Source organism: Vibrio sp. 1288 (genome assembly GCF_033344475.1).
Map to the genome: position 1 here is coordinate 1 of NZ_JAWPOX010001000.1, position 545 is coordinate 545.

At 42.6% G+C, this 545-nt stretch carries 1 protein-coding gene; it reads left to right on the top strand.

The features are described from left to right. Positions 1 to 32 precede the first annotated feature (32 nt). Positions 33 to 545 (top strand): AraC family ligand binding domain-containing protein (locus R8O11_RS30570; protein ID WP_318195303.1); only part of this gene is annotated, 513 nt, incomplete at its 3' end.

The window sequence follows — 545 nt, forward strand, 5'->3', positions numbered from 1 at the left end:
GTCATTATGTGACCAAGCTTTTTTTGTATGTAATGGAACAGATTCAATACTACGCGACCGACCATGACCAACTGAGTCTGATCGAGGCGAAATACCACAAGTTTGCTTTTCAAAGGCACTATCATTTGGATTTTCACCTCGGCTTGATCACGCATGGTGAGCAGAAGTTTCATTATCAAGGCTCTCATCACCAAGTCGGTCATGGGCAAATCGTTATTATGCCGCCCGATGAACTGCACGACGGCCAATCTAAGCTTGCCAGTGGCTATCAAGTGAATGTTTTTTCGATCGAACCACACTTACTTAGCGATCTGGCAGATCTTAAACAAAACGGTCAAATTATCCGCTTTAATGAGTTGATCATCTCCGATCCACAGATATTTTCACAACTTAGTAACTTACATGCTCTGTTGAGACGCGAAAATCTCAGTCAGTTAACCAAAGATTGTCTGCCGTTTGAGGGATTTAACCAACTTTTTGATCGCTACGGATCGCTGGCAAGGCAAAAAGTCATTCCATTAGGTAAGCAATCTCTCAACACCTTA